Annotated in this window: 3 protein-coding genes; all 3 read right to left on the bottom strand. The window is 35.8% G+C overall.

The features are described from left to right. The coding region (locus IC221_RS25005; RefSeq protein ID WP_188171569.1) for a fibronectin type III domain-containing protein at positions 1-3,710 on the bottom strand (3,710 nt) is incomplete at its 3' end. A 656-nt stretch (positions 3,711-4,366) separates the two neighbouring features. Continuing rightward, the gene (locus IC221_RS25000; protein ID WP_188171568.1) at positions 4,367-5,449 is read right to left on the bottom strand and encodes an ankyrin repeat domain-containing protein; all 1,083 of its coding nucleotides are present in this window, start codon (positions 5,447-5,449) and stop codon (positions 4,367-4,369) included. A 510-nt stretch (positions 5,450-5,959) separates the two neighbouring features. Continuing rightward, positions 5,960-8,293, bottom strand: a complete 2,334-nt coding sequence (locus IC221_RS24995) for a TonB-dependent receptor (RefSeq protein WP_188171567.1) — start codon at positions 8,291-8,293, stop codon at positions 5,960-5,962. Positions 8,294-8,424 lie beyond the last annotated feature (131 nt).

The raw sequence follows: 8,424 nt of genomic DNA, 5'->3' as shown, positions 1-8,424 counted from the left end.
TCACGATCTGTACTTAAGGCATACTCATAACTAGTTGCGTCTTGTACTTTCTCCCAAGTAAAAGTCAATTGTGTAGTAGTTGGATTCGAAACGACTAAGTTGGCAGGTATATCCAATGTTGGAATAGCCGTTGTTGTGCCTTCAACGATATCCGAAAAAGCACTTTCGGTAGTGGCGTTTTTTGCTTTTACTCTGAAGAAATAAGTAGAGGCAGGTGATAAGTTATCGAATTGAATAGTTTCTCCGCTTGAAATAGATCCATTAGTAAGAATGTTGTTATTAAAGTCATTACGATCTGTACTTAATTCATACTCATAACTAGTTGCGTCTTGTACTTTCTCCCAAGTGAATGTCAGTTGTGATGTAGTTGTATTGGAAACGACTATATTCAAAGGAACTTCTAGAGTAGTATTTGTTGCTGTTGTACCTTCAATAATGTTGGTGAATTCACTTTCCAAAAGTTTATTTACTGCTTTTACTCTAAAGTAATATTTAGTGGAAGGACTCAGTTTACTTATCTGAACAGTTTCTGCATTCATCACCATTCCTCTGTTGCTGATATTCGCCTCAAAGTGATCACGGTCTGTACTTAGTTCATACTCATAGCTTGTTGCATTTTGCACTTTATCCCAATTGAATGTCAATTGAGTAGTGGAAGTATTGGAAAGAACCAAATTTGTTGGTGGATTGATCTTTTCCATAATTCGAACATTATCAAAGCTAAAACCTTCTGCTGTATTTAAGTGATCAAAGGAGTTGAATGAAAATCTGAATACTACTTTTTTAAAATGATTTGTGGTTGAGAGATTTGAAACTGATCTGACAAAATCATTGGAATTACTTTCATCCAATGAAGAACCTGACCAATAAGAGACCGTACCAAAGAAAAATGGCCCGTGCGAATGATATACTTTATTATGCCAGTTTTCACTCTCCTCATTAGGGTGAAAATCTACCCAAGTGACACCTTGATCTATACTGTATTGAAAGACAACATTATCATTTCTGGCATTAATATAATCTCTTTCAAAAGTGATATTCCACCAAGAATCAAATGAAATGTCGATGTTACTAAGGTCGGATATATCAAAGAATGGACTGACGATGTATGATTTTTCTTCTTGATTATAATGGCCATCTAAGTTGGTGGCCCAGACGTTGCCCTGTTTTTGATCTGTTGCTACACCCCATTCCCATGAATTGTTTGTACCATAAGCAAACCAATCACCATTGTCATTTTCAAAATCTTCATTATATGGGAATTGAGAAACAATAGGCAATACCTGAATATCTTTTGAAAAAGTGTTATTGCTTTTGTCAAAGTCTTTATCGAGCACAATTTCAACGTCAACTGTATGTTCACCTACTGTCAGTGCTTCAACATCATCAAGAGTAATGATGCTTGATCTGTTAGGGGTAATTGAAGTTGTAATATTCTTTTCTACTACTTCACCACCATCAATTTGATAAGCAATTTTGAAGTTGTCTTGTGTTTTTCCACCTTCGTTTTTTACTTCAACTTTCAATTCAAAATTCCCATTAGCAGGAGCAAAGTCAGTGAGAATATTAGTCAATGCTAGGTTGTGGTTGGCAGATAAAATAGTGACATTATCAAAAGAAAATCCTTCATGATCTCTTGAAAATTGATTGCTGTCTTGCGCTTCTACACGGTATCTAAATACCACATGTTGTTGGTTCCCAATTTGATCATTTTCAACAGTATGTCTTTGGAATCCATTCGAATTTCCCGCCCACCAGTGATCTCGATGCAGTATAGGTCTGTATTGATTTAAATCATAACGGTGGTGATTGTACCAACCTAACCCTAACAAATGCCATGTTTTTCCTAAGTCTGTGCTGTATTCCATCAGTGCGCCACCACGACCATTTTGGATGTTATATTCAATGTCCATTGACAGTCGCATTTTAGCAATGTCTGTAAAATCAAATACAGGACTGACGATATAAGAAACTTCTTTTCTATTGAGATAATGGGATTCAATATCTGACTTCCAGACTTTTCCACCGTTGCCATTTACATATTCCCAAGAGCTTCTAAAACCCCCAGCTACCCAAGAACCGTCGTTGTTTTCTAGATTTTCATTGTAAGGAAGACCGCTAAGAATAGGAGAAATAGTAAAATCTTCAGTGATACTATTGTTCGAATTATCACCATCATTTGAAAGTCTCAATTCAAGTGGGAAAGTCCCATTTTCTTCTCCCACTATACCCGTTACCATTACTGTAGCGGTAGCCCCTGCAAGTACTCCTTGATCAAAATTAACGGAACCTCTAGGTTGCTCACCCAATTGATAGGAAATAGAAAATGCTCCCAATGCATTACTGCCAATATTTTCAACTTCAACTTCAAAAGGAACACTTTCAGCAATAACGATGGGCTTTTCGATCGAATTGATTTTTAAATCTGTCGCACTTTGAGGCAAGATTTCTAAGTTGAATTCATCATTGATGGTAAATACATCATTGGCTTGATCGACAAAGAATTGAATGGCTTGTTGACCACCTCTGTCAAAAACTAAATTATCAATAGTAATTGTTGTTTCAGCATTTGGCGCTAGCATAGTGTTGGAAGCTGTAATTGTAATTTCTCCAGCACCATTATATTGATGGGAGACATTAAAATTATTCAGTGCTTTTGTTCCATAATTTTTCACTGTCACTTCTGCAGAAAACGGAACACCGACTTGTACATTGTTATGTACAACGTTTACAGTTTCAATACCCAAGTCATAATCTACTTCTTGGAGAGAGAAATTATCAAACGCAAAACCTTCTGTTGGATTGTGACTAATTGAATGTAGGAAAAAGCGAAACATCACTTGTGATTCACCTCCTAGTTTTTCAGATTCCAAAAAGGCAGGGAAATAATCTTCATTTCCTTCTTCATACGCCCATCCAGCTCCATTAAAACTAGGAATATTACCTTCATTGTACCAGTTTTGGCTTCTACCTTCATTAGTGAGTGAATGCCAAGATTCACCCAAATCAGTACTGTATTCTAGTCTGACACCATCGCGAGGATCAACAAAGATAGATTCCGTTAATTCCCACCAAAGGTCAAATGAAATCTTTACTTTTTCGACAGCCGACAGATCAAAAAGAGGACTGATAAGGTAAGATTGTTCTTGCGGATTATAGTTGCCATCAAGATTTGTTTTCCAAGCCTTATCACTTCCGTTGGCTGCTTTATTAATGATCGTACTGTTAGGTGTGCCCCATTCCCATGAGCTGTTGTTGCCCATAGAGAACCATTGACCATTATTTCTTTCAAAGCCTTCTTGATACATTAACCGATCAATCGTACTGTTGATAAAAACTGTAAATGAAGCGGTAATGCTATTATTGACATTAATTCTGATCTGTGTGGCACCCACTTTATCATTTTGTGGCGTTAAAATCAGCTGATTGCCTTGTATTGTTGCAGTGACAAGGTCTTCATCATCACTTGTGATCATCACCGTATGATACTCATCATTAAGTGCTGTAATATCAATTTCATGTGTGTTGGTACCTAATTCAATAAAGACGTTGTTCTTGAATTGATTGAGGGTACTTTCATTAGAAGTTACTACTTGTGGAGAGAGCGCAAAGCTATGCTCTGCAATAAAAATGGAGGAAAAAATAGATAAAAAGGTGATTAGCTTCCAACCAGCTAATGTGGACAGTTTGTAATTATAAAGTTGAAACATTTACTATAATTTAGATTGAATGTATGTTGAGTTATATCATGAGCGGTCTCCTAAATAGTTGTCTATATTGACCTAAAAAAATGATCAATTCTATTACGCAGTAGAGAGAGTTTACTACTTATTCTAAAATGATTTAATAAAAAAGGATGATGATAAACTCAACGGATTAGTTCATTTTTATGGTTCTTAGTCTTGAAATTAAAGACGAAGAGTAAAGCAGGATATACCAAAGAACTGTCGGTTTTTTCTATAGGTATACCCGCTATTTATTTTGATTAATTAAGGGGTGACAATAAATTGTATACGATCAATGTTGCTGCAAGCTTTTGATGTTCTACTTCCAATCTTCCTTCTTCTTCATTTTTGTCTTGAAACAAAAACGAAGCAAAAAATTCAAGGCTTAGAAGTCAAAAGCTAAATTCCATTCCTTTCGCCTGAATGATTTTAAACTCGCTTTGCTCAAACAAAAAATCATTTTAACCGGCTCACTTCATGAAATTCTTAACGCTTTTCCCTTCAAGGCCAGGTTTTTTACTGCTAAACAGATTGAGTAGAATGCTCACTGGCGCGAATGTTAAGCGATAGCGTCATTCGTGTCTTTTGATCTTTAGAAATCTCCTGATTTCTTACACTAAGTTTTAAGTGTATATTATGTTTTATTGTTTATTTTCGATATACTTTACGATGTCGTTGTAATTATACCTTTTAGCAAGGTCAAGAGGAGTATCCCCTTCATAGGTCTTAAGGTCCAATCGGGCACCGGCATCAATTAAAACTTTAGCCGCTTCAGTATTACCATGCCATATTGCATCATGCAATGGCGTATAACCATTATTTAAACCTTGATCATTGATGTATTTGTCGGCATCACTATGTTGTACCAACATTTTCATAATCTCAGTATTGCCCATATAACCTGCTTTATGAAAAGCAATTGCATTCATCAAATAACCTCTCTGACCAATGTCAGCGCCTGCTTCCAGAAGTATTTTTGTAGTGAGAGGATAATTATTTCTTGTAGCCACCAATAGGGGAGAGTGACGGTCATTTCCATCACCAGTGACAAAAGATTCTGTATTTACACTCTGATTTTCATCAATCAATGATTGAACAAGGTCGGCTTTCTCTTCATCAGAAAGCGTGTTATCATTTACTGTTTGATAGATTTTTTGAGCCTCAACTTTTTCCTCTAATTGTTTTTCATAAGCATTGAAAATAGCAATTAAAGCAGCATTTCTCTTTTGTTCATCTTCAGTTTGATGCTGATCAAATCCGCCAATAAAGTCCTTAGCTATTCGTCCTCCAAAAGGCGATTTAGCATAAATATTAATATCAGTTGCTGTCAATAACGCCTTGATATTTTCAGGTTTGCTGTACCAAGTAGCCACCATCAATGGAGTGTGACCAGCATGAGGTGTATGCAAATTGACAAAAGCACCGGCTTCAATCAGATGTAAAATGAGATTGGGATTGTCTCCTTGTGATGCAATGTGTAAAGGAGTATTACCCATTTTAGAATCTAACTGATTAACATCTGCACCTGCTTTGATGAGTTCTAAAACTCTTTTTTCATCATTATCAATGATAGCTTGATGCAGTGTTGGTAATCCCGTTGCTGTTTCTTTATATTCTTGTTCAACGACTACACTTTCTTTTGGTTGATCTTTAGGTTGTTGGCAGCTTTGTGCCAAAATGAAAAGTGATAACAAAAGGGATAATCCGGTTGTTGTTCTCATCATGATTTAGTTAGGAATTAATAATAATTAGAATGATCAGACAATGATTAAACTTGTACTTCTACAAGTAAATAGAGAGTTGTTCTTTCTTCATTTAAATATTTACGACCACAAGCTAATAAAATTGATTGTACATACAATTATCTCAAATGAATATTTAAAAATATTCACATAACGTGAAATATACAATTATATATGTCATATTATACGAAAAAGGGAGTTTAATATTTGGTAAACAAAGTATAAGTGCAATTATTGTTGGGTTGGTTCTGTTTTTAATGAAATACTGTTTGAGCATTGTTAAATACATTGTAAACTTAATAATTCGAATATTTTTAATACTTAGAAACTCCACTGGCGCGAATGTTAAGCGATAGCGTCATTCGTGTCCTAAAGATCAGCAGAAATCTCCTGATTTCTAAATACTTTAAATATTCGAAAACTTAGAAATCGGTAGTTCTGCTGATGATGGTTCGTGAACCACATCACGAACCATCATAAAAAACACTTAATCTAAAACATCACCTTATAAGCAATATTAGGAAGAACCAGTACATCAGTATCATCTGTAATAGTTCCTGTTTTTTGATTATAACTATACCCATAATATTCAGGAGCCCCCAAAGCATTGATGATTTGAATCGTCCATTGAGAAGTATACTTCGGTTTCATGATTTTGTAAAGCATACTCACACTCAGAATTTTGCTGGAAGGGAATTGCTCCGAATAAGCTCTTTCATAATCATAAATTACTTCGCCTTGCTCTATTGATTCTTGTTCTTTCAGCGGGTGTCTTCGGTCTCCTCCCATTATGGTAAATTTGCCATTAACGGATAAGGTCTTGTTTTTCTCTCGCCCGACAGTCCATTCTTTACCTCCTAAAATATTGACAACATACCTTTTATTGAATTGGGAATTTCTCTCCACACCATCTCCGCCCACATATTGAGAATCAAAAATCGAAGAGGTAATTGTATAATAATAACCTTTCTTCAGAAACTGCTCAAAAGTAAGATCTAGACCAACATTTCTACCTGTTCCCTTATTGACTAAAGGAGCATCGACAAACCATTGATGTGTAAGGTTCAGCATTGAAAAATAGCTGCCTTCTATCACTGGAATATTGAAAAGATCTTGATAGAAAACTTCTGATTTAAACCTCAAATTATTATTGATATTCCAATTATAGCCTAATACATAATGATGAGCTTTGGAGAAGTCCAATGATTGGTTCGGGTATGTTTCCACTCCCTCAACTGTTTGAGGCATTAAATAATAATGCAACGCTTCCATTTGACTATGTAATCCATAACTGAAAGAAACCGAATGCCATGGATTGATTTGATATTTTACAGCCGCCCTTGGTTCAATGGACAAGGCATTGGTTCCCTCAAAATACTGGCCATAAACGCCCACATTCATAGACCATTTTTGAGAAAGTTGAAATTTGGATTGAGTGTAGGCTTGAACAAACATACTACTTCCATTGCCTACAGCAAAAGTCTCTAAAGGGTCACCAATTTGCTCTGCTTGTTGCATATTAATGTCATAATGTTTTTGAGTGATGGTTAAACCCGTTCGGTTGGTGTGTTTTTTTCCAAATTTATAATGTAAATACGTTTTGTAGGAGAAATCATATTGCACATTATTAAAATCATCCAAAGTGTGATCAACCATTTGATTGTCTAATTCAGAGGAAGACCAATACGTGGAATTTCCCGTAAAGCCGATAATATTTTTCCAATACCCTTTTTTATTGACCGGCATTTGATAAGAAACTCCAGTACCACCAAAAAGTATATTGGTAGAGAAGGTTTGGTTGGCATCATCAAATGTCCATTCTGTTGAATCTCTTGATGCATCTCTATATTGTCTATCGGCACCTCCAACAGCCCAAACATTCCATTCACCACCATTTTTAGTTGGGATATTAATTTTAAATGATAAATCTTGATACCCCAAGAACCCCATTTCCTCTGGTAGGATAGGTGCCAACAAAGCAAAAGTAGAATAACGGTAATTAAATAAGTACGTTGCATCACTTCCTTTCTTGAAAGGGCCTTCTGCCCCAAAATCAATACCATTTACTCCTAGTTGAGCTTGGTAAGATCTCTTTTCTGAATTACCCGTTCTTAATGACAAATCAAAAACACCCGCCATTGCATTACCATAATCTGACGTAAATGCACCAGTATAAAAATCTGAATTATCCATCACATACGTACTTAATGCCGTGACACTTCCTCCACCAAAAGCAACAATGTTAGACAAGTGACTAGGGTCAGGAATGGGTAAGTCCTCCACTTGCCATAACACTCCTTTTGGAGCATTACCACGGATGACCATTCCATTGGAACCCGTAGATCCAGCTACTCCAGCAAAGGCTGTCGCTAATCTCGCCGGATCATCAAAACCACCAGCATAACGGCTACTTTCTTCCACGGTAAACTGTCTACCTGAAGCTATGGCCATTGTATTTTGAGGTTCATCTTTGGAGGATTTATAGACTACTTCTACTTCATTTAGCACGGTTTCATCTTCTTGAAGTGAAACACTGATGTTGTTTCCATAAGCATTGGGGACTGCCACTTCCTCTTGAACAAAAGACTGATACCCCAACATTTGAAACTGAAGATTATACCTACCCATTGGTAATTTTAATTCAAATTGACCATCAATATTGGTGGTGTTGGAGAGAGTTTGATCGTTATAATGTGTGAAAACTAATACACCAATAAGGGGTTGTTGGGTGTCTTTATCAATGACTTTTCCGGAAACCGTGTGCATTAAATTTTGAGCTTGTATATTAGTAACGCAAAAGAATAGTAGCAAAAGGATATTTTTCATGTTTTGATCTCTTTTTAAAATGATGATGATTGTATTTTTCCTTTTACAAAGAGAGTGCATTTTAACTACTGATTCAATACTGAAAAATAATGATTTTTTGAATACTCATCAATTAACTTCAACTATTAAAT

The sequence above is a fragment of the Flammeovirga sp. EKP202 genome (assembly GCF_014534745.1).
In the GTDB taxonomy this organism is placed as follows: Bacteria; Bacteroidota; Bacteroidia; order Cytophagales; family Flammeovirgaceae; genus Flammeovirga.
Note: the sequence above shows the minus strand (reverse complement) of the source record. Positions and strands in the feature narration are given on the sequence as shown.

Bases quoted from the DNA above. Each gene is read 5' to 3' on its own strand.
- IC221_RS25000 (WP_188171568.1), bottom strand. From the start codon at position 5,449: ATGATGAGAACAACAACCGGATTATCCCTTTTGTTATCACTTTTCATT.
- IC221_RS24995 (WP_188171567.1), bottom strand. From the start codon at position 8,293: ATGAAAAATATCCTTTTGCTACTATTCTTTTGCGTTACTAATATACAA.